Here is an 18,969-nt window from a genome sequence, read left to right on the forward strand (position 1 = left end):
CCCCGCCGCCCCCCGCGGCCGCGCCCCCCGACGCGTCGCAGGGCCGGGTCAGCGCCGCGCGGTCACCGTGCCCTCCACCGCGAACAGCTCCTCCTCCACATGGTCCAGTGCCAGCCGCAGGGCACCCGTCGCCACCGCGGCCTCGCCCAGGTGCGACAGCGCCACCTTCGGAGGGCGCAGACAGTAGCGGTCCAGCTCGTCGCGCAGCGGGTCCAGTACGCCGTCCAGGCCCGCCGCCCAGCCGCCGATGACGACCAGTTCGGGGTCGAGCGCGAGGACGAGCGCCGCCACGTCGTGCACGAGCCGCTGGATGAAGCGGTCCACGGCCGCGCGGGCCCGCTGGTCGCCCTCGCGGGCGAGCGCGAACACATCGGCGACCTGCTGCTCGTCGAGCGGCTGCAGCGGCTCGTCCGTGGTCGACAGCAGCGTCTCGGGAGTGGCTCCGCGGCCCAGCAGGTGCAGTGCGCCGATCTCCCCGGCCGCGCCGCCGTAGCCGCGGTGCAGCCGCCCACCGATCAGCGAACCGGCGCCGGGGCTCAGCCCGGCCAGCACGAACACAATGTCGTCGGACTCGGCGGCCGCGCCCTTCCAGTGCTCGGCGACGGCCGCGGCGTTGGCGTCGTTCTCCACCAGCACCGGGCACTTGAAGGAGCGGCTGAGCCGATCCCCCAGTTTCAGACCGGTCCAGTCGGGCAGCGCCGTACCCAGACGCACGGTGCCGTCGGCCTCGACGATCCCGGGGCTGCCCACGCCGACCGCGCGCAGCGAGTCGCGGGCGACACCCGCCCTGCGCAACAGCTCGGCGACCGTGCTCCGCAGCCGTTCCAGACGCTCGTCAGCCGAAGCCGCCTCCGAGACCTCCTTGGACAGGGTGCCCAGCTCCCGGCCGTCGAGATCGGCGAGCACCGCCGTCACCCGGTGTGCGCCGACGTCCAGGCCCAGCAGATGGCCCGCCTCCGCACGGAACCGGAACCGGCGCGCCGGCCGCCCCTGCCGGCGGGCGGCGCCCTCCTCGGCCGCCTGCTCCACCACCAGCCCGGCTTCGATCAGTCCCTCCACGACGCCCTCGACGGTCGGCCGGGACAGCCCGGTCACCCGGGTGATCTCGGTGAGCGTCGCGCAGTCCGCGGCGCGCAGCGCATGCAGCACCACCGCCGAGTTGATCCTTCTCAGCAGAGAGGGGTCCCCGCCGGTCAGCCGCCCCAACGTCCGTCCTCCCAGCTCGTGCGCGTGTTGGGCGGATCGTACTCGGCGCCGCGCACACTCGCGAGGGTCAGGCACCATCTGAGCGGATCAGAACCGGGGACGTGTCGTCCGCGGCCGCGCCGAGGACGCCGCCGTACGACTCCACCGTCCCGGCGGCGACGGCCGGCAGCCGGTGCCGGCCCCGGACGGCGCGTGGGGTGCGGGCGGGGCGGCCCTGTTGCGCGAACACAGCGCCCCGGATTATCGATGTGCGCACCTCACAGGGCCACTGACACCACGCCAATTGTCAGTGGGAACTGGTCTACTGGACATATGACCATCGAGCAGTTCCTGGATGCGATCGACGTGCTGTGCGCGCGGGAGTTCCCCGCGCTGCGCGGCGGGTCGGACGAGGGGTTCGCAGGACCCGGCTTCCAGGTGGCCGTTTTGGCGGCGAGCGTCGGTCTCGCAACGGGCGACGGCGCGGATCGGGAACGGACGGCGGACGACTTCCACGCCTGGAAAGAGGCCATAGCCCAGCGGCTGGACGACCGATGGGGACAGGCGCACCGCTGGGGACTGCTGACGGTGGGTGTGCGCAGGGCACGCGGCGAGGAGATACCGGAGCCCTGGGCGACGCTCAGCGACCTCGTGGATGACGTCTACCTCTGGGAGGCGGGGGATACGGGCCGCTGGGTCGCCCTCGGGGTGGCCGAGCGCGACCGGACGGACGAGATACGGCTCCTGGCCGCCGTCACGGACCGGGACCCGCTCTGACCGGCTAGTGCTCGGCGGCCGTGCGCAGCCGTGCGAACTCCTCCGCCATCGTCGCCGCCGTCCAGTGAGCGTTCAGACCGCTGGGGTTGGGCAGCACCCACACACGGCTCGACGCGATCGTCCGCTCCTGCGGACCGACTACGGCCCGACGGTCGCCGAAGGCCGCCCGGTACGCGGTGACTCCTACGACCGCCAGCCAACGGGGCCCAAGCTGCGCGACCTTGGTGCTCAGAACACGCCCGCCCTCCCGGTACTCCTCGGCGGTCAACTCGTCGGCCCGCGCGGTCGCCCGCGCCACCACATTGGTGATACCGAGTCCGTAGGAGAGCAACTCGGCCTGCTCCGAAGGCCGCAGCAGCCGTGGGGTGAAGCCCGAGAGGTGGAGCACAGGCCAGAAGCGGTTGCCGGGGCGCGCGAAGTGATGGCCGGTGGCCGCTGTCATGAGACCGGGATTGATACCGCAGAAAAGGACCTTGAGGCCGTCCGCGACCACGTCCGGTACCAGACGGTCGCGGGCGGCCTCCAGTTCCGCCGGGGTGAGCCGGGTCAGAGGATCGCCCCCGGGGTGTAGCCGGCGGCCTCCGGGTGCTGCTTCAGCAGCTCCTCGACCCGGCCGACGACCGCGCCGACCTGGTCGGCCGCGGCACCCGTGAAGGACAGCTTGTCCGCCATCAGCGCGTCCAACCCCCTGCGGTCCAGCGGGATGCGCTCGTCCGCGGCCAGCCTGTCCAGCAGCTCATTGCGCTCCGCGCCCTGCTCACGCATGGCGAGGGCGCAGGCCACGGCGTTCTCCTTGATGGCCTCGTGTGCGACCTCACGGCCGACGCCCGCGCGCACCGAGGCCATGAGCACCTTCGTGGTGGCGAGGAAGGGGAGGTAGCGGTCGAGCTCCCGCGCGATGACCGCCGGGAAGGCGCCGAACTCGTCGAGCACCGTCAGGAACGTCTCGAGCAGACCGTCCAGTGCGAAGAACGCGTCCGGCAGCGCCACCCGGCGTACCACCGAACAGGACACGTCACCCTCGTTCCACTGGTCGCCCGCCAGCTCACCGGTCATGGAGGCGTAGCCGCGCAGGACGACCATCAGGCCGTTGACGCGCTCGCAGGAGCGGGTGTTCATCTTGTGCGGCATCGCGGAGGAGCCGACCTGGCCGGGCTTGAAGCCCTCGGTCACCAGCTCGTGTCCGGCCATCAGCCGGATCGTCTTCGCCAGCGAGGACGGCGCCGCGGCCAGCTGCACCAGCGCCGTGACGACCTCGTAGTCGAGCGAGCGGGGGTAGACCTGGCCGACCGAGGTGAAGGCCTTCGAGAAGCCCAGGTGGTCGGCGATCCGCTGCTCCAGCTCGGCGAGCTTCGTGGCGTCGCCGCCGAGCAGGTCGAGCATGTCCTGCGCCGTGCCGACGGGTCCCTTGACACCGCGCAGCGGGTACCGGACGAGCAGCTCCTCGACCCGGCCGAAGGCGACCAGCAGCTCGTCGGCGGCGGTCGCGAAACGCTTGCCGAGAGTGGTGGCCTGCGCGGCGACGTTGTGCGAGCGGCCCGCCATGACCAGCTCGCCGTACTCGGCGGCGAGCTTGCCGAGACGCGCCAGCACGGCCACCGTACGGTCGCGCATCAGCTCAAGGGAGAGCCGGATCTGCAGCTGCTCGACGTTCTCCGTCAGGTCGCGGGAGGTCATGCCCTTGTGCACATGCTCGTGCCCGGCCAGAGCGTTGAACTCCTCGATCCGCGCCTTCACATCGTGCCGGGTGACCTTCTCGCGTTCGGCGATCGAGGCGAGGTCGACCTGGTCGAGCACACGCCCATAGTCGGCGATCGCCGCGTCCGGCACCTCGATCCCCAGGTCCTTCTGGGCCCGCAGCACGGCGAGCCAGAGCTGTCGCTCCAGCCTCACCTTCTGCTCGGGCGACCAGAGCGTGGCGAGCTCGGCGGAGGCGTAGCGTCCGGCGAGGACGTTCGGGATACGGGGCTTTGCGGGCGCAGCAGTCACGTACACGGAGTTTACCCGCCGTCCATCAGGGGTCCGGCGCGTCCATACGCGCACCGAGCCAGGTCAGCGGCTGCGAAGGGGCCCCGTCCCGGGCGGCCGGGAGAGCAGCCGGCCGGCCCGTGCACGACGTGCCCCGTTCGGCCGAACGGCGGTGACGGCCGATGGGGTGGGGGCGTTGAGCTTGTATGAGCAGAAGCCGTAGGTTGCGGGAGCTGTCAGGGGCGGCAGCGTACGACCAGCTGCAGGCGCAGCTGGCTCGCGCCGCCGCTGGAATGGCCCGGAAGAAGCCGCTGCCGCGGCAGGGAACCGAGCAGACTCTCCGGCCGGCGGGTCCCGAGCCGGACGTGGGTCACGAGGACGTGGTGCCGATCGGCTCGGGCTGAGTCCGTTCACCGTCCCCAGGCCGCAGCTGCCGGTGCGGACGGCAGAGGCCGGCGCATCTCCGCACCGTCGGCGCCGCGGCGTGCACCGGCGCCGGCTGCCTCGCGACACGGGCCGCCGGGGGGCCGCGGTGGTGGCCCCGGGCTACCGCCGGTGTGCCGGGCGTTTCGAGGAGTCCGCGACCTCCGCCAGGATGTCCCCGTGGCACAGCTCGGGCGCGCACCAGCACGCGAGCGTCCTGCCCCTCAGTGCGGGCACGAGCTCCAGCAGGTCGGGGCGTGCCATCAGATACTTCCGGTACTTGGCCATCACCTCGGCCCGCGTCCCGTCGTGCTTCTTCTTGGCGGTGTCGATCTGGAAGGGGTTGTAGAGCGGGTGCTGTCGGAGGTCCCAGCCGCCCCGGGTGAGGCGGCGGCCGATGTAGACGACTTCCTCGGGTGAGTGTTCCAGCCGGGAACCGAACTCCTGAATGCGGCCTTTGAGGTTGATCACCTCGGTGATCACACACGACTCCCTTCGAAGCGTTGCGTGTCCCTACGCGGCCGGCCCCTCGTAGGGCAGCAGCTCCGGGCGCTTGGCCGGACGGCCGTCGCCCGAGGAGCGACCCGTCAGCCGCCGGCCTATCCAGGGCAGCAGATGCTGCCGGGTGAAGAGGATGTCGGCGGTCCGCCGGGTCACCCAGTTCGGCGGCGCGGACACGGGCAGCGGCGTGCGCCACTCCGTATCCTCCGCTTCGTACCCGAGCGTCTGCCACACGGCTTCGGCCACCCGGCGGTGTCCGTCCGCCGTCAGATGCAGCCGGTCCACGTCCCACATACGGGGGTCGGCGAGTGATGCCGCGCCGTAGAGGTCGACCACGAGCGCGCCGTTTCGCTCGGCGAGCTCGTCGATGCAGGCGAACAGCTCTTCCATACGGGGGCGGAAGCGCTCGAGGACCGGGCCCTGGCGTCCGGGGCTGCGCATCAGGACGAGCTGCTTGCACGCCGGGGCCAGACGCTCCACGGCCTCCGTCAGCAACCCCCGTACGCGTCCCATGTCGCACCGGGGACGCAGCGTGTCGTTCAGTCCGCCGACCAGTGTGATCACGTCGGGCCGCATCGCCGCGGCCAGGTCGATCTGCTCGTCGACGATCTGCCCGATCAGCTTGCCCCGCACGGCGAGATTGGCGTACCGGAATCCAGGCGTCTGTGCGGCCATCCGGCCTGCCAGGACATCCGCCCAGCCGCGGTAGGAGCCGTCGGGCAGCAGGTCCGACATGCCTTCGGTGAAGGAGTCGCCGACGGCGACCAGGCTCGTATATGTGGGGTTCGTGTGCATGGCGTGGCTGATGCTATCCCGCGTGGCATACCCCACGGTCGGTCGCCCCGTACACCCCCGGTCCCGTGGCCGCTCGGCCCCCACACGCACCAGGCGGGGAGGGCCTGCGGCGCCCGGGGGACAGGTTCGCGCGGCTCGCCCGGGGCGGGGTTCGGGTCAGGCGGCCGGTCCGGGTTCGCTCGCCTGGCCGAACAGCTCCCGCAGTACGTCCTCCATCGTCACCAGGCCCACCAGCCGTCCGTCCTCACCGGTCACCCCCGCCAGGTGCGTACGGTCGCGGCGCATCGCCGTGAGCACGTCGTCCAGCGGAGTGTCCTCGCGCACCCGGGGGACGGGACGGATGTCCTGCCGCTGGAAGGGCCGGTCCCGGGGCAGGGCGTCCAGCGCGTCCTTGACGTGCAGATACCCGACGATCCGGCGGTTCTCGTCCACGACCGGGAAGCGGGAGAACCCGGACTCGGCGGAGAGCCCCTCCAGTTCCTCCGGCGTCACGCCCACGCGTGCGTAGACCACACGTTCGAGTGGCACCAGTACGTCGCGCACGCGCATACGGCCCAGCTCCAGGGCGTCGTGCAGCCGCTCCCGGGCGCGGTCGTCGATGAGCCCCGCCTCGGTGGAGTCCTTGACGAGGCGGGCCAGCTCGTCGTCCGAGAAGGTGGCCGAGACCTCGTCCCTGGTCTCGACGCGCATCAGCGTCAGCAGGGTGTTCGCGAAGGCGTTCACCGTGAAGATCACCGGGCGCAGGGCCCGGGACAGGCCGACCAGCGGAGGCCCGAGCAGCAGGGCCAGACGCACCGGTTCGGCGAGCGCGATGTTCTTGGGCACCATCTCGCCGAACAGCATGTGCAGATAGGTCGCCAGCGTCAGCGCGATCACGAACGACACCACGCGGCCCGCACCCGACGGGATACCCACGGCGTGGAACCCGGGCTCCAGCAGATGTTCGATCGCGGGTTCGGCGACGACACCGAGGACCAGGGTGCACAGGGTGATGCCGAGCTGTGCGGCCGCGAGCAGTGCCGACACATGCTCCAGACCCCACAGCACGCTGCGGGCACGCCGGTCGCCCGCCTCGGCGCGGGGCTCGATCTGGCTGCGGCGGACCGAGATCAGGGCGAACTCGCCGCCCACGAAGAAGGCGTTCCCGACCAGCGTCAGCAGGCCGATGAGCAACTGGACGATCGTCACCGGTCCTCCTCCCGCAAGGCGGTGGCCGGCTTGTGCAGGTGAACCCGCGCGGCCCTGCGTCCCGAGGCGTCCACCACGTCGAGGCGCCAGCCGGCGACCTCCACGCTGTCGCCCTTGACCGGTATCCGGCCGAGCTCGGCTGCGATGAGACCGGCCAGCGTCTCGTAGGGGCCCTCGGGCACCCGCAGCCCGACACGGGCGAGCTGGTCGATGCGGGCGAAGCCGTCGGCCCGGAACAGCGCACGGCCGGACTCGTCCGTGCCGGCCGGCGCCAGGTCCGGCGCCTCCTGCGGGTCGTGCTCGTCGCGCACCTCCCCGACGACCTCCTCGACGATGTCCTCCAGCGTGACCACTCCGGCGGTTCCCCCGTACTCGTCGATGACGACGGCCATGGCGATCTTGCCGGAGAGCCGGTCCAGCAGCCTGTCGACGGTGAGGGACGTGGGCACGAACAGCGGTTCGCGCATCACCTGTGCGACAGGACAGTGCGGCCGCTCCTCGGCCGGGATGGCCACGACGTCCTTGATGTGGGCGATGCCCACGACCGAGTCGAGGCTGCTGCGGTAGACCGGGAAGCGCGACAGGCCCGTCGCGCGGGTCGCGTTGGCCACGTCCTCGCAGCTCGCCTGGACCTCGAGGGCGACGACCTGGACACGCGGAGTCATCACGTTCTCCGCGGTGAGGTCGGCGAGGTTGAGGGTGCGGACGAACAGCTCCGCGGTGTCCGCCTCCAGGGCGCCCTCTTTCGCGGAGTGCCGGGCGAGTGCCACCAGCTCCTGGGGCCCGCGCGCGGAGGCCAGTTCCTCGGCGGGCTCGATGCCGAAGCGGCGGACGACGCGGTTGGCCCCGTTGTTCAGATGGGTGATGAAAGGCCGGAAGGCGGCGCTGAACCAGCGCAGCGGCGACCCGGCCCGCTTGGCCACGGCCAGCGGTGAGGAGATGGCCCAGTTCTTGGGCACCAGCTCGCCGACCACCATCAGGAACAGGGTCGACAGACCCGTGCCGACGACCAGGGCGACGGACATGGCCGCGGAGCGGGACAGCCCCAGCGAACGGAGCGGGCCCGCGAGGAGCCTCGCGATCGACGGCTCGGAGAGCATGCCGACCACCAGATTGGTGACCGTGATGCCGAGCTGCGCTCCGGACAGCTGGAAGGTCAGGCTTCGTACGGCCTTGAGCGCGCCGGCAGCGCCGCGCTCACCGTGCCGCGCGGCATCCTCGAGGGCGCTGCGCTCGACGGTGGTGAGCGAGAACTCCGCCGCGACGAAGCCGCCGCAGGCGAGCGAGAGCGCCACCGCCACCAGCAGGAACAGCACTTCGGTCATCGGGTCACCTCTGTCCCAGGATCGGTCCGGGACGTGGGGACCGCGCGAGGTCGGCTACTGAGAGGCTCGCCCATCGGCGGACGCTCACACCTTTCCATGGTGGGACGAGTTGACCCGTCCGGTGGAACGCTTGACCTCTTCATGGTAAAGGATCGGCAAAGTCGTTACTCCCAGGAGCTTCACCCAGCGACGCCAGTGCTCCTCCGGCATGTACCCGGCCGCCCGCCACGCATGGTGGGCGGTCTCATTGCGCTGGAGCACCATCGCGTCCCCACGGCGTCCGCCGAGCCGCACGAACCGTTCCTCCGCCGCGGCGAGCAGTGCCGAGCCGATGCCCTGCCGCCGCCGGTCGGGGTGCACCGCGAGCCGGTACAGATGGCAGCGCCAGCCGTCGAAGCCCGCGATCACGGTGCCCACCAGGGCGCCGCCCTCCTCGACGAGGATCAGCGCCTCGGGATCGCGGGCGAGCAGCCGCTCCACACCGTCGCGGTCGTCGCTGATGCTCGTGCCCTCGGCGGCCGTCTTCCAGAAGGAGAGCACGCCGTCCAGGTCCTCGGGCCGGGCGGCCCGTATCCGGAGATCGGTCATGTGGTGATCACAGCACGCGTCGCCGCCGGATACCCGGAATTCCGGCATACGGACGGCTACTCGCCGCGCAGGGCCTCGATCACCGGCGCGAACGCCTCCATGTGCGGCTCCAGGACGGTCAGGTAGGAGAACCCGTACCGCCTGCGCCGGTCCCGGACCTGCTCGACGATCTGGTCCAGCGTGCCGAGCAGGACGACGGGCAGCCCCAGTGCTTGTTCAAGGCTCAGGTCCGGGGCGCGGTCCACGAGCGGACGCACCGCGGCCGCGCGGTCCTCGGTGATGGCGACCAGCTGGATGGGCAGGTTCAGCTCGGCCGGCTGCGCACGGCCCTCGGCCAGCTTCCGGTACAGGGCCACGCGCCCGTCGAGTTCCTCGGCCGTGAGCGGTGCGAGCCGCCCCGTCGTGCTCCCCGGCACCGAGCGCACGCCGGTGAACGCCGCGATGTCGGCGTGCTCTGCGGTCAGCCTCAGCATCCGGTCGCCGCCCGCTCCGATCAGCAGCGGCACCCGGGGCCGCTGCACCGGCCGGGGCCGGTGCTCCTCACCACCGAGCAGCCGGCCCAGTTCCTCCACCGTGCGGCGCAGACGGTCCACGCGCTCGCCCGGCGAGCCGTACGGCAGGCCCGCCCGGTCGTGTTCGGCCTGTACGTATCCGCTGCCGAGACCGAGTTCGAGACGGCCGCCGGTCAGTGCGTCGGTGGTCGCCACCTCGCGGGCCAGCAGCGCCGGATTCCAGAATCCGGCGTTGAGCACGAACGTGCCGACCCGTGGACGCTCCGTCGCCTCGGCCGCCGCGACGAGCGCCGGGAACGGGGCCGGAAGGCCGAGGTGGTCGGGGACGAAGGATGACGTCGTAGCCGAGTTCCTCGGCGCGCCGGCACGTGTCCCGCCACTCGCCGGCCGGCGCGGGTTCGAGCAGGTTGACGCCGAAGCGGAACGGACGTGGCACGAACTCTCCTCGGCCGAGCGCGACTTGATGTGTGCCGAGTACATCATTCGTGCGCGATCGCCGCCAGCACATTCATGCGCGACGCTCGCAATGCCGGCAGCAGGGCCGCCACCACACCCACGACCGCCGAACCCACCACCACGGCGACGATCGTGCTCCAGGGGATCGCCAGCGCCTTCATGCCCTGCAGCGCGAGCACCTGCTGGGTGCACACGCCCCACACCAGCCCCAGTGCGAGCCCGAGCACGGCCCCGAACACGGCGATCACCACCGACTCCAGCCGGATCATGCGTCGCAGCTGGCGGCGGCCGAGTCCGATGGCCCGCAGCAGACCGATCTCACGGGTGCGCTCGACGACCGACAAAGCCAGGGTGTTGACCACGCCGAGGACGGCGATGACGATCGCCAGCCCGAGCAGCGCGTACACGAGGTAGAGCAGCACCGCGATCTGGTCGTGCACCAGCTTCTTGTAGTCGGCCTGGTCGCGGACCTGGACCTGCGGGTACGGGGCGAGGGTCTTCTCCAGCCGGGACCGAAGCTGGTCCTTCGGCGTGCCGGGCGCGGCGTTCACATACAGGCCGGAGTCCTGCCCCTCGGGAACGTACTTCTGGAGCGTCGCCATGCCGAAGTACAGCCCGCCCTGAGTGCCGAAGCCGCCGGAACCGCCCTGGTCGGTCAGTGCGCCCACCTTCAGTGCGGTGCGGTGCCCGGCCGGGAACTCGACGGGGAGTGCGCTGCCCAGGCGGACGCCGTGGCTCTTCGCGAACTTCGCGTCCATCGCGAGGGCACCCTCGGCGAGCGCGGTGGCCGTGTCGCCCTGCGTGTAGGCGATGTGGGCGACGTCGTCGAGCCGGGGGTCGTAGCCCGCGGCGGTGGTCTCGACACGCCGGCCGTCCGGCAGCCGTACCGCGACGGGTGTGAACCGCTGGCGGACCACGAGCCCCACACCGTCCGTGGCGCGCAACCGGTCGGTGATCTCCTGCGGGAAGGGCTGGAAGTTGGCGTTCTGCACCACGAAGTCGGCGCCCAGCGTCTTGTCGATCTGCTGGTCGAACGACTTGGACATGGACGCGCTCGCCACCGACATCCCGCCGACCAGCGCGAGCCCCACCATCAGCGCGGAGGCGGTGGCACCGGTGCGGCGCGGATTGCGCAGGGCGTTGCGCTGGCTCATCCGCCCGACCGAACCGAACACGGCGGGGAAGGCCCCGCCCAGGACGCGGATCACCGGCCGCACGAGCAGCGGCCCCGCGATGACGGTCGCGACCAGCGTGAGGACCACGCCGAGCCCGAGCAGCGAGGCGGCCGGCGCGGTCTTCGTGGCCCGGGCGCATCCCGCGAGGGCGGCCACGCCGAGCGCGCCGACGATCGCGCCGGCCACCGCCCGGACCCTCAACGGCCGCCCGACACCGGCGACCTCCGCGTCCGACAGGGCCGCCATGGGCGAGACGGCGGCCGCGCGCCGCGCCGGGAGGTAGGCGGCCACGAAGGTCACCCCGACCCCGACCGCGTAGGCGGCGACGGGAGTCGGCCAGTTGATCACCATCTCGGTGGACTTCAGGTTCATGCCGAACGCGCTCATCAACCGGATGAGCCCGGCCGCCAGGCCGATGCCCGCGGCGAGCCCGAGTGTCGAGCCGGCCAGCCCGAGCAGCAGCGCCTCCGTCAGCACGGACCGGCGCACCTGCCGCCGGTCCGCCCCCAGGGCGCGCAGCAGCCCCAGTTCGCGGGTGCGCTGGGCGATGAGCATCGAGAACGTGTTGACGATCAGGAACACACCCACGAGCACGGCGATGCCGGCGAATCCGAGCATCACGTACTTGATCACGTCGAGGAAGGCGCCGAGCTGGTCGGTGTTCGACTTGGCCTGTTCGCTCGCCGTCTTGAGGTCGTAGGCGGAGGAGTGGAGCGCCGCCGCGACCCGCTGCTTGAGCTGTGCGTCACCGACCCCGGGTGCCGCGTCGACCGCGATGCTCGTGGCCGCCGAGGGGTTGCCGAGCAGCTTGGCCTGGGCGGTCGGCGTGTCGAGGAACACCAGCGCGGCGCCCGGGTTGGTGGTCGTGAAGGTGGCGATGCCGACGATCCGTACCTTGAACGAGCCGGGCCGGGCGAGGACGGTCAGCGTGTCGCCGATCTTCACGTTCTTGTGCTCGGCGGTGTCCGCGTCGAGGAGCGCCTCATCGGGGCCCTGCGGCGGGTGCCCGGACGTCAGTTTGACCGGGCTTCTCTCGGTGACGTACCAGTTCTTGGCGATGGTGGGCGCGCCGGTGGTCGGGCCCACGGGCTCGTTCTTGCTGTCGACGACCGTGATGTTCTGGACAGCGGCGTCCACATGGGTGGCCGCGACGCCGTCGACCTTGGCCACCTGGGCGGCCAGTGCGGCGGGGACGGTCGGCGTCACACCGGACGGCACCTGCGACGTCAGGTCCTCCTTGGGGCCGACGGTCACATCGGCGGCCGTGGAGGCGAACAACCGGTCGAAGGTCCGCGTGACGGTGTCCGAGAAGATCAGGCTGCCCGCGACGAACGCCACGGACAGGAGGACGGCCAGCGCGGAGAGCGCGAGCCGTCCCTTGTGCGCGAGGAAGCTGCGCAGAGTCGCCTTCAGCACGGTGCCCCAGTCCCCGGTCCTCAGTGCTCGCGGTCGGAGGTGTCGTCGTAGGTCGCCCGGATCGTGTCGAAACGCTTCATGCGCTCCAGCACCGCGTCCGCGGTCGGCCGTTCCATTCTGTCCACGATCCGCCCGTCCGCCAGGAACAGCACCAGGTCGGAGTGGGCGGCCGCGCCCGGATCATGCGTGACCATGACGACGGTCTGCCCCAGCCGGTCCACCGCGTCCCGCAGAAAGCCCAGCACCTCGAGGCCCGCCCGGGAGTCCAGGTTGCCCGTGGGCTCGTCCGCGAAGATCAGTTCCGGGCGGGAGGCGAGCGCCCGGGCGCAGGCGACGCGCTGCTGCTGGCCGCCGGACAGCTGGGCCGGCCGGTGTTTCAGGCGGTCCCGCAACCCGAGAGTGTCGATCACCTGGTCCAGCCACTTCTGGTCGGGCTTCTGGCCCGCGATGTCCATCGGGAGCGTGATGTTCTCGATCGCGTTCAAGGTCGGGATGAGATTGAAGGACTGGAACATGAATCCGATACGGTCCCGGCGCAGCCGGGTCAGTTCGCGGTCCTTCAGGCCCGTGATCTCCGTGTCGCCGAGCCATACCTGTCCGGCCGACACGGTGTCGAGGCCCGCGAGGCAGTGCATCAGCGTGGACTTCCCGGAACCCGAGGGTCCCATGACCGCGGTGAAGCGGCCGCGTGCGATGTCCACATCGACCGCGTCGAGGGCGAGCACCGCCGTCTCACCCGAGCCGTACGCCTTGGTCAGGCCCCGGGCGCGGGCGGCGATCCCGTCCGCCTCCGCGCGGCCCCGGGCGTGCTCGGCAGCAGTAGTGGACAAGTCCGCCTCCTCGCTCGTGAACGTCCCGATGTTCCCGTCTTCCCCGATCCGGCCGAGAGTAGTGTGGCGCACCCCACAGCCGGTATCCCCCCGAAGTCCCGACTCCCTGATGCCGGTGTAAGGGGCACTTTCCATCCTGTGGGTGGACCTGGACTGCGCTCTTGCCGTTACTAGCACCTGGGCGCTAGCTTTGAAGGCATGGCGAAGACTCAGCTGAACGTGAGGGTGGACGAGGACACCGCCCGCGCCGCCCGCGAGCGTGCCCTGGAACGTGGCATGAGCGTCAACCGCTACATAGAAGAACTGGTCCGGCAGGACACCGGGGAAGTCGGTCACACCTTCGTCGAGGCCACCGCCGACTTCATGAAGCAGTACGAGTCCGTCTTCGCCGAGGAGTTCGGCGCCGCCCGCGAGGGCTCGGGTGAGCGCCGGAGCGAAGGTCGTCGCTGATCCGTTGGACAACCTCAGAATCGACCTCGCCTGGCTGCTGATGGTCGCAGAACAGAAGACACCCGGGGACCCCCAGGTCACGGACTGGGGCGCGCTGGTCGCCGCGGTCAGCCGGCACGAGGCGGAGATATTCGGCGTCCCCGTCTACGACACCCCGCACGCCCGCGCCGCCGCCCTGCTCCAACTGCTGCTGCACGTCCCGGCGCTGGAGCGCTCCAACGCGCTGTTCGCATCCGCGGTCGCCTACGGATATCTGGTCGCCAGCGGCGTCAAGGTCGCCACCTCGCCGGAACAGGTGCGGGATCTGGCCCGGCTGGTCAAGAGCGGTGAGGCGTCGGTACACGACATCACCGAGGAACTGCGCCAGTGGAGCCTGTGACTACCCCTCGGAAGCGGGCCGCCGGGCCGTGCCCAGCACACAGTGCGAAGAGGGCACCACGGGGCCTTGGGCGGGTACCGACACGCGCCGGTAGGGCCCCAGTTCGAAGCCCGCGGATCTGATCGCGGCGACCGGCTCCCGGTCGAGGCGGCAGCCGCCGAACAGCCGCGGCCACACGGTGCGGTCCAGCGCCCGCCGGGCGATGTCCGTCACGCGCCCGCCGCCCCGGCCGTGCTCGAGGAAGCGCAGCTCACCACCCGGCCGCAGCACGCGCCTGATCTCCGCCAGAGCGCGCGGGACATCGCGCACGCTGCACAACACCAGCGACACGACCGCCGCGTCGAAGGCCTCGCTCTTCACCGGCAGCGCCTCCGCCGCACCCGGCACCACATCCACCGGTACGTCGACGCGCAGGGCGGCGGTCACCGCGGGCTGCCGCAGCGCACGCTCCGGCTCGATGGCCATCACCTCGGCCACCGCGCCCGGACAGTGCGCGAAGTTCAGGCCGTTGCCCGCGCCGATCTCGATCACCCGCCCCGAAAGACCGGCGAGGAGTGCCGTGCGGTGCGGACCCAGGCCCCGATCGGCGGTCACGCTGAACCGGGCGTAGAACCGGGCGTAGAGGGGATGGTGGACGACGTCCTCGGGGGGCACGAACCGGCATGCCGGGCCTCCCTGGGGGCAAGGCCGACGTTACCGGAATTGTCCCCCGGACCCGACCCGCTGACGCACGCCCGGGCCGTACGGCGAACGCCTCCCCTGCACACCGGCCCGCCGCCGTGGCGTGAGCGCCTGCCCGTCCCTGCGGCTACGGCGCGAACGCCGAGGTGAACGTCTCCGCGTCCCACGTCCCGCCCAGCCGGGGCGCCAGCCAGTTCGGTGCCGCGCCACGGAAGGCGGCGGGAGCGTACGAACCGGCGCCCGCGGGCAGCGCGCCGAGCAGTGGCGCCCCGGCCACCACCGGGAGGTCGGCGAGGTTGCACCGGGAGGCCAGGTCGGCGTCGTCGGGCCAGCTGCCGATGACCACACCGGCCAAGTCCAGCCGCCGGTGCCACAGTTCGCGCGCGGTCAGCTCGGTCGCGTTCAGTGTGCCGAGGCCCGCGGGCGCGACCACCAGGACCGGTGCCGCCAGCAGCGCGGCCGCGTCCGCCAGGGTGCCGCCCTCGTCGTCGAACCGTACGAGCAGGCCGCCCGCCCCCTCGATGAGCACCAGGTCGTGTTCGGTGGCCAGTTTGGCAGCCGCCTCCGCCACCTCGTGCGGCCGCACGGACGGCATCCCGGCCCGCCGGGCCGCCGTCGCGGGCGCCAACGGCTCGGGATACCGGGCCAGTTCACGCGTCGTCACGGCGCCCGCGAGACGGGCCACCTCCGCGGCGTCACCGCGCTCCCCGGCCCCCACGCCCGTCTGCGCGGGCTTGAGGACGGCGACGGACCGCCCGGCAGCGAGGGCCGCCGCCGCGACGGCCGCGGTCGTGACCGTCTTGCCGATCTCAGTCCCGGTCCCTGTGATGACCACTACCGACATGTCAGCCCTCCTGTGCCGCCGCGCACATCGCGCGCGCGATCCGTGCCACGTCCGCGTCAGCCGTCACATAGGGCGGCATGGCGTAGACGAGGTCGCGGAAGGGCCGCAACCACACACCCTCGCGTACCGCGGCCCGCGTCGCCGCCGCCATGTCCACCTCGTGGTCGAGCTGGAGGACACCGATGGCGCCGAGGATCCGCACATCGCGCACCCCCGGCACGGACGCCGCCTCGGCGAGCCCCTCCCGCAGACCCGTCTCGATCCGCTTGACCTCCGACTGCCAGTCCTGACCGAGCAGCAGTTCTATGGAGGCGCAGGCCACGGCGGCCGCCAGCGGGTTGCCCATGAAGGTGGGGCCGTGCGCGAGCACCGGGACCTCGCCGCGGGAGATGCCGTCGGCCACCCGGGGGGTGCACAGCGTCGCCGCCATGGTCATATAGCCGCCGGTCAGCGCCTTGCCCACGCACATCACGTCCGGCGTGACCGCCGCGTGGTCGGCGGCGAACAGCGCTCCTGTGCGCCCGAACCCGGTGGCGATCTCGTCGAACACGAGCAGCACGTCGTGCGCGTCGCACGCCTCGCGCAGCACCCGAAGATAGGCGGGGGAGTGGAAGCGCATCCCGCCGGCGCCCTGCACCACCGGTTCGACGATCACCGCGGCCAGTTCGTCGGCGTGCTCTTCGATCGTCGCGTGCAACCGGTCGGCGTAGGACTCCTCGTAGTCGGCGGGCGGTGCCCCGGTGAACAGCTGCCGGGGCAGGACGCCCCGCCACAGCTCGTGCATGCCGCCCTCGGGGTCGCACACGGACATCGGGTGCCAGGTGTCGCCGTGGTAGCCGCCGCGCCAGGTCAGCAGCCGCTGCTTGGCGGGGCGGCCGAGCGAACGCCAGTACTGCAGGCACATCTTGACCGCGACCTCGACCGAGACAGAGCCGGAGTCAGCGAGGAACACATGCTCGAGACCATTCGGCGACATATCGACAAGCAGCTTCGCCAGCCGGACGGCGGGCTCATGGGTGAGCCCGCCGAACATCACATGACTCATCCGCGCCAGCTGCGCGTGTGCGGCCTTGTTGAGCACCGGGTGGTTGTAGCCGTGGATCGCCGACCACCAGGACGACATGCCGTCGATGAGCTCTCCGGAGCCGTCGGCGAGGCGCAGGCGCACCCCGCTCGCCGACTCCACGACGAGCGGTTCCTGCCGCCCGGGCATCGGGCCGTACGGATGCCAGACGTGCTGCCGGTCCAGCGTCAGCAGCTCGCCCACGGACAGGTCAGGCATTGGGCGCGAGATCCGTTCCGGCACCCCGGCGTCGTACGGCCACCAGGTCCGTACGGGCTTCCCCTGCCTGCGGCGCGGCAGCGGATCCGTAGACCCCGGCCGACTCCTGGGATCCGCATCCCGTGCTCTCGTGGGATCCGCGGCCGGCGCCCTCGTGGGATCCGCAGCCGCCCGCCGCGCGGTGCTCGGGGAGCGTCACCTGGCCGGCCCCCTCCACCTCGAACCCGGCGTCCTCGATCATCTCCAGATCCGCCTTGCCCGCCTGGCCCTCGCTGGTCAGGTAGTCGCCCAGGAAGATGGAGTTCGCCAGGTGCAGGGCCAGCGGCTGCAGCGTCCGCAGATGGACCTCGCGGCCGCCCGCGATGCGCACCTCCACGTCCGGGCACACGAAACGCACCATCGCGAGGATCCGCAGACACCGCTGCGGGGTGAGGTTCCACTCCTTCGCGAGCGGGGTGCCCTCGAACGGGATCAGGAAGTTGACGGGGACCGAGTCGGGGTCCAGCTCCCGCAGCGAGAAGACGACGTCGACCAGGTCCTCGTCGCTCTCACCCATGCCCGCGATCAGCCCGGAGCAGGCCGACAGGCCGGCGGCGTGCGCCTTGTGCACGGTGTCGACCCGGTCGGCGTACGTGTGGGTGGTGGTGATGTCCCCGTACGTCGCCTCGGACGTGTTGAGGTTGTGGTTGTAGGCGTCGGCACCCGCCGTGCGCAGCCGTTCGGCCTGACCGTCGGAGAGCAGACCGAGGCAGGCGCACACCTCCACGCCCTCGTTCTGGTCCTTGATGGTCCTGATGGTGTCGGAGACCCGGTCCACGTCCCGGTCGGTGGGGCCGCGGCCGCTCGCCACCAGGCAGACCCGCTTCGCCCCGCCCGTGACGCCCGCCGCCGCGGCCTTCGAGGCCTCGTCGGGCTTGAGCCAGGTGTACTTCAGGATGTCGGCCTTCGAGCCGAGCCGCTGGGAACAGTAGGAGCAGTCCTCGGGGCACAGCCCGGACTTCAGGTTGACGAGGTAGTTGAGTTTCACTCGCCGGCCGAACCAGTGGCGGCGCACCTTGCCGGCCGCGGCCACCACATCGAGCACGTCGTCGTCGGAAGTGGCGAGGACGGCCAGCGCTTCCTCGCGGGTCGGCAGCTCGCGCCGAAGCCCCTTGTCCACCAGCGTGTTCAGCAGGTCCATGAGAGCCGATCCTGTCCTACCGAAGCGTTCCCGGCCAAGGAGAGATCGCACAACAGACACCGCTCGACGTGTGGGTATTGCCACACCCTGGGCGGCTGGTCGTCCGGCTAGTGTCTGTGCACTGCCTACAAAAGCACCGGAGGACCCATGGCGTTCGGGTGGATCGAGGAGCAGGCGCGGTCGCGCCGCCGGGCCGGACTCGTCCGCAGTCTGCGCCCCCGCGCCGCCGACTCCCCGCTCCTCGACCTCGCGAGCAACGACTACCTGGGCCTGGCCCGCCACCCCGAGGTGACCGAGGGCGCGGCGGAGGCGGCCAGGAGGTGGGGCGGCGGCTCGACCGGCTCCCGGCTCGTCACCGGCACCACCGAACTGCACGGGGAACTGGAGCGCGAACTCGCGGACTTCTGCGGCTTCGAGGCGGCCCTCGTCTTCTCCTCCGGCTACGCGGCCAACCTCGCGGCGGTCACCGCGCTGGCGCCGCACGGCTCGCTGATCGTCTCCGACGCGGGCAACCACGCATCGCTCATCGACGGCTGCCGCCTGGCCCGGGGCACCACCCAGGTGGTCGAGCACGCCGACCCCGAGGCAGTGCGCAAGGCGCTCGCCACCCACACCGGACCGGCCGTCGCGGTGTCCGACACAGTGTTCTCGGTGGACGGCGATGCCGCACCGCTGGCCGAACTGGCGTCCGTCTGCCAGGAGTTCGAAGCCGGGGTGATCGTCGACGACGCCCATGGACTCGGGGTCCTCGGTGCCGGGGGCCGGGGCGCTCCGAACGCGGCGCGGCTCGCGGGCGCGCCGGACCTGGTGGTGACGGTGACCCTGTCGAAGTCGCTGGGCAGCCAGGGCGGCGCCGTCCTCGGTCCGGCCTATGTGATCGACCATCTGGTCAACGCGGCCCGGACGTTCATCTTCGACACCGGTCTCGCCCCGGCCGCCGGCACCGAGGACCCCGAGTCCATGGGCGTCGTCGACGATCACCCCGGCTTCGAACTCCTGGCAGACGGACGCCAG

General features: G+C 71.6%; 20 protein-coding genes and 1 pseudogene. 5 read left to right on the forward strand and 16 right to left on the reverse strand.

What is annotated here, in order from left to right:
• Nucleotides 1–48: 48 nt before the first annotated feature.
• Nucleotides 49–1,206, reverse strand: a complete 1,158-nt coding sequence (locus ABZ904_RS46245; RefSeq protein ID WP_359391234.1) for an ROK family transcriptional regulator — start codon at nt 1,204–1,206, stop codon at nt 49–51.
• Between the two features lie 67 nt (nt 1,207–1,273).
• Nucleotides 1,274–1,435, reverse strand: a complete 162-nt coding sequence (locus ABZ904_RS46250; RefSeq protein ID WP_359391236.1) for a hypothetical protein — start codon at nt 1,433–1,435, stop codon at nt 1,274–1,276.
• A gap of 83 nt (nt 1,436–1,518) precedes the next feature.
• On the opposite strand from ABZ904_RS46250, the gene ABZ904_RS46255 reads away from it, so the two are divergent.
• On the forward strand, nt 1,519–1,962 hold the full coding sequence (locus ABZ904_RS46255; RefSeq protein ID WP_359391238.1) for a hypothetical protein: 444 nt from the start codon (nt 1,519–1,521) through the stop codon (nt 1,960–1,962).
• A gap of 4 nt (nt 1,963–1,966) precedes the next feature.
• On the opposite strand, the gene mug is transcribed toward ABZ904_RS46255, so the two are convergent.
• Nucleotides 1,967–2,512 (reverse strand): G/U mismatch-specific DNA glycosylase, encoded by a 546-nt coding sequence (mug, locus tag ABZ904_RS46260; RefSeq protein ID WP_361000332.1) that lies wholly within the window; start codon nt 2,510–2,512, stop codon nt 1,967–1,969.
• The gene (purB, locus tag ABZ904_RS46265) at nt 2,509–3,951 is read right to left on the reverse strand and encodes an adenylosuccinate lyase (protein WP_361000271.1); all 1,443 of its coding nucleotides are present in this window, start codon (nt 3,949–3,951) and stop codon (nt 2,509–2,511) included. The genes mug and purB overlap by 4 nt, the downstream gene beginning before the upstream one ends.
• Nucleotides 3,952–4,136: 185 nt before the next feature.
• On the opposite strand from purB, the gene ABZ904_RS46270 reads away from it, so the two are divergent.
• The gene (locus tag ABZ904_RS46270; RefSeq protein ID WP_361000274.1) at nt 4,137–4,334 is read left to right on the forward strand and encodes a hypothetical protein; all 198 of its coding nucleotides are present in this window, start codon (nt 4,137–4,139) and stop codon (nt 4,332–4,334) included.
• Between the two features lie 142 nt (nt 4,335–4,476).
• On the opposite strand, the gene ABZ904_RS46275 is transcribed toward ABZ904_RS46270, so the two are convergent.
• The 8 genes and pseudogenes from ABZ904_RS46275 to ABZ904_RS46310 all read right to left on the reverse strand — a co-directional run bounded on the left by ABZ904_RS46275 (nt 4,477) and on the right by ABZ904_RS46310 (nt 13,139).
• Nucleotides 4,477–4,836: a DUF4326 domain-containing protein gene (locus ABZ904_RS46275; RefSeq protein WP_361830159.1), complete on the reverse strand. Its 360-nt coding sequence runs from the start codon at nt 4,834–4,836 to the stop codon at nt 4,477–4,479.
• A 30-nt stretch (nt 4,837–4,866) separates the two neighbouring features.
• The gene (locus ABZ904_RS46280) at nt 4,867–5,649 is read right to left on the reverse strand and encodes an SGNH/GDSL hydrolase family protein (RefSeq protein WP_359391247.1); all 783 of its coding nucleotides are present in this window, start codon (nt 5,647–5,649) and stop codon (nt 4,867–4,869) included.
• A gap of 156 nt (nt 5,650–5,805) precedes the next feature.
• Nucleotides 5,806–6,837, reverse strand: a complete 1,032-nt coding sequence (locus ABZ904_RS46285) for a hemolysin family protein (protein ID WP_359391249.1) — start codon at nt 6,835–6,837, stop codon at nt 5,806–5,808.
• On the reverse strand, nt 6,834–8,162 hold the full coding sequence (locus ABZ904_RS46290; RefSeq protein WP_359391251.1) for a hemolysin family protein: 1,329 nt from the start codon (nt 8,160–8,162) through the stop codon (nt 6,834–6,836). The genes ABZ904_RS46285 and ABZ904_RS46290 overlap by 4 nt, the downstream gene beginning before the upstream one ends.
• Nucleotides 8,163–8,246: 84 nt before the next feature.
• Entirely contained in the window at nt 8,247–8,750 is a 504-nt protein-coding gene (locus ABZ904_RS46295; RefSeq protein WP_361000282.1) for a GNAT family N-acetyltransferase, read from the reverse strand.
• A gap of 56 nt (nt 8,751–8,806) precedes the next feature.
• Nucleotides 8,807–9,698: pseudogene (locus tag ABZ904_RS46300) on the reverse strand (LLM class F420-dependent oxidoreductase).
• Between the two features lie 43 nt (nt 9,699–9,741).
• On the reverse strand, nt 9,742–12,309 hold the full coding sequence (locus ABZ904_RS46305; RefSeq protein WP_361830162.1) for an ABC transporter permease: 2,568 nt from the start codon (nt 12,307–12,309) through the stop codon (nt 9,742–9,744).
• A 20-nt stretch (nt 12,310–12,329) separates the two neighbouring features.
• Nucleotides 12,330–13,139 carry an ABC transporter ATP-binding protein gene (locus ABZ904_RS46310; protein WP_361830164.1) on the reverse strand — a complete coding sequence of 270 codons (810 nt, stop codon included), beginning with the start codon at nt 13,137–13,139 and terminating at the stop codon, nt 12,330–12,332.
• Between the two features lie 198 nt (nt 13,140–13,337).
• On the opposite strand from ABZ904_RS46310, the gene ABZ904_RS46315 reads away from it, so the two are divergent.
• Both ABZ904_RS46315 and ABZ904_RS46320 read left to right on the forward strand, forming a co-directional pair.
• Nucleotides 13,338–13,589, forward strand: coding sequence for a toxin-antitoxin system HicB family antitoxin (locus ABZ904_RS46315; RefSeq protein ID WP_361000290.1), 252 nt, complete (start codon nt 13,338–13,340; stop codon nt 13,587–13,589).
• 4 nt (nt 13,590–13,593) lie between these two features.
• Complete coding sequence (locus tag ABZ904_RS46320; RefSeq protein ID WP_359391260.1) at nt 13,594–13,968, forward strand: fic family toxin-antitoxin system, toxin component; 375 nt, start codon at nt 13,594–13,596, stop codon at nt 13,966–13,968.
• Here ABZ904_RS46320 and ABZ904_RS46325 read toward each other — a convergent pair whose 3' ends face one another.
• The 4 genes from ABZ904_RS46325 to bioB all read right to left on the reverse strand — a co-directional run bounded on the left by ABZ904_RS46325 (nt 13,969) and on the right by bioB (nt 17,955).
• Entirely contained in the window at nt 13,969–14,622 is a 654-nt protein-coding gene (locus ABZ904_RS46325; protein WP_361830167.1) for a class I SAM-dependent methyltransferase, read from the reverse strand.
• A gap of 154 nt (nt 14,623–14,776) precedes the next feature.
• The gene (bioD, locus tag ABZ904_RS46330; protein WP_361000298.1) at nt 14,777–15,493 is read right to left on the reverse strand and encodes a dethiobiotin synthase; all 717 of its coding nucleotides are present in this window, start codon (nt 15,491–15,493) and stop codon (nt 14,777–14,779) included.
• Between the two features lies 1 nt (nt 15,494).
• Nucleotides 15,495–16,775 (reverse strand): adenosylmethionine--8-amino-7-oxononanoate transaminase, encoded by a 1,281-nt coding sequence (locus ABZ904_RS46335; protein WP_361000301.1) that lies wholly within the window; start codon nt 16,773–16,775, stop codon nt 15,495–15,497.
• Nucleotides 16,768–17,955: a biotin synthase BioB gene (bioB, locus tag ABZ904_RS46340; protein WP_361830170.1), complete on the reverse strand. Its 1,188-nt coding sequence runs from the start codon at nt 17,953–17,955 to the stop codon at nt 16,768–16,770. Before bioB ends, ABZ904_RS46335 begins: the two co-directional genes overlap by 8 nt.
• 147 nt (nt 17,956–18,102) lie before the next feature.
• Between bioB and ABZ904_RS46345 the strand changes: the two genes are divergently transcribed.
• The coding region (locus ABZ904_RS46345; protein ID WP_361830172.1) for an 8-amino-7-oxononanoate synthase at nt 18,103–18,969 on the forward strand (867 nt) is incomplete at its 3' end.

It is taken from the genome of Streptomyces sp. NPDC046900, assembly GCF_040644975.1.
In the GTDB taxonomy this organism is placed as follows: domain Bacteria; phylum Actinomycetota; class Actinomycetes; order Streptomycetales; family Streptomycetaceae; genus Streptomyces.